Source organism: Streptomyces sp. NPDC005195, from assembly GCF_040608315.1.
GTDB lineage: Bacteria > Actinomycetota > Actinomycetes > Streptomycetales > Streptomycetaceae > Streptomyces > Streptomyces kaempferi.
In genome coordinates this window covers 1-1,808 of the sequence record NZ_JBEXHZ010000294.1, presented here as the reverse complement: position 1 = coordinate 1,808, position 1,808 = coordinate 1, and the positions used below count along the sequence as shown (strand labels likewise).

At 73.2% G+C, this 1,808-nt stretch carries 1 protein-coding gene and 1 pseudogene; one reads left to right on the top strand and one right to left on the bottom strand.

Annotated features, from left to right (window positions below; genetic code table 11):
• Positions 1 to 375, top strand: a pseudogene (locus ABZV34_RS39085) (hypothetical protein); the annotation flags it as partial.
• A 155-nt stretch (positions 376 to 530) separates the two neighbouring features.
• Here ABZV34_RS39085 and ABZV34_RS39080 read toward each other — a convergent pair.
• Positions 531 to 1,808: alpha-galactosidase (locus ABZV34_RS39080; RefSeq protein WP_356287937.1), on the bottom strand; the 1,278-nt coding region annotated here is incomplete at its 5' end.

Below are 1,808 nucleotides of genomic sequence, written 5' to 3'. Positions count from 1 at the left end.
CTGTCCGCCGCGGCGTCGGAGTTCGCGGCGTCCGTCTCGGCCGACACCGCCCGTGCGAGCGCGGCGGCGGAGGCCGAGCTGAAGAAGGTCCAGGGCGGCGGGAACGCGAGGTCCGAGGTCGCGATGACCGGTCTGCCCAGGGGACAGACCGGCGGGCTGCTCGCGGTGCTCGTGAGCATCACCAACAAGACGGACAAGAAGGCGTCGTACGCCGTGCGGGTCGACTTCGAGGACGCGAAGGGCAAGGTCGTCGAGACCCGGTTCGTGGGTGCGGAGAACCTCGAACCGGGCAAGCGGGCCCAGCCCGTCGCCATCAGCAGACAGCCCACCACACCCCAGCTGACGCCGCGTCTGACGAAGGCCCAGCGCTACTGACCGGGTACCGACCCGGAGTCCGCAGCCCGCAGCCCGGAGTCCGGAGCCCCTCGGCGGTTCCGCGTTCCGGCGCCGCCGGTGAGCCGTCCCGGGTCGGTTGCCGACCAGGGCGGGAGCGGCGCAGGGCTGCCCGCTTCCGGCTCGGGCCTCCCGGTTCAGGCCTCCCTGACCAGGTGCACCGTCGTGCTCGACCAGTCGCCCGACGGCAGATCGAGGACGAGCCCGTACTCCCCGAGCACGGCCGAGTGGTGCACGGCGCCGGTGCGCGCGTCGCGGTAGCGTGCCGACGGGGTCAGGCCGCGCAGCCGGACCGGCGGATGAGGGCTGCCGTGCCGGGCCACCCGCCGGTACGCCAGCAGCAGCGTCTCCGAGGCGTCCCCGGCGGTGTACTGCAGCACGGCGTCGGAGTCCTCCGCGGGCGGCGCCAGCCGGTCCAGCCGGCCGTGCTGCACCAGGTGGCGCACCGCCTTGTACTCGGCCACCAGAGCGGCACCCTCCCGCAGTTCGTCCTCGGACCAGCGGGTGAGGTCACCTCCGATGCCCAGCGCGCCGGCCCTCGCGACAAGGAAGCGGAAACGCAGGGGGACCGTACGCCCGGTGAGCTGGTTGGGCACATCCGTCACCCACGCGCCCATGGTGCGCGCGGGGTAGACCTGGCCGTAGCCGTGCTGGATCCACATCCGGTCGGCGGCGTCGGTGTTGTCCGAGGCCCACGCCTGGTCCGTACGGGCGAGAATGCCCAGGTCGACCCGTCCGCCCCCGCCGCTGCACGACTCGATCCGCAGCGCCGGATGATCCGCGCGCAGACGGTCGAGAACACCGTAGAGATTGCGCACGTACTGCGGTCCGAGGCGGTCCGTGCCGTCCTGCTGCCCGGGCCAGCCCGCCTCGCTGAACGCGCGGTTCATGTCCCACTTGAGGAAGTCGATGCCGTGGTCGCCGACCAGCCGGGTCAGCCACTCGTAGGCCCAGTCGGCGACCTCGCGGCGGGCGAAGTTGAGCACCAGCTGGTTGCGCAGCTCGGAGCGGGGCCGGCCGGGGAAGTGCAGGACCCAGTCGGGGTGTTGGCGGTACAGGTCGCTGTCCGGGTTCACCATCTCGGGCTCGACCCAGAGGCCGAAGCGCATCCCGAGACCGTGCACCGCCCGGACCAGGGGCGCGAGCCCGTCCGGGAACCGGTCGGCCGCCGGCGTCCAGTCACCCAGTCCCGCGTGGTCGCTGCGGCGCGCTCCGAACCACCCGTCGTCGACGACGTACAGCTCCACCCCGAGCGCGGCGGCCCGCTCGGCCAGCGCCTTCTGCCCGACCTCGTCGACGTCGAAGCCGGTCGCCTCCCAGGAGTTGTAGAGCACCGGCGCGTCCTCCCGCGCGTGCGGCAGCACATGCGCCAGGACGTACGCGTGCCAGGCGCGGCTGGCCGCGCCGAAACCGCC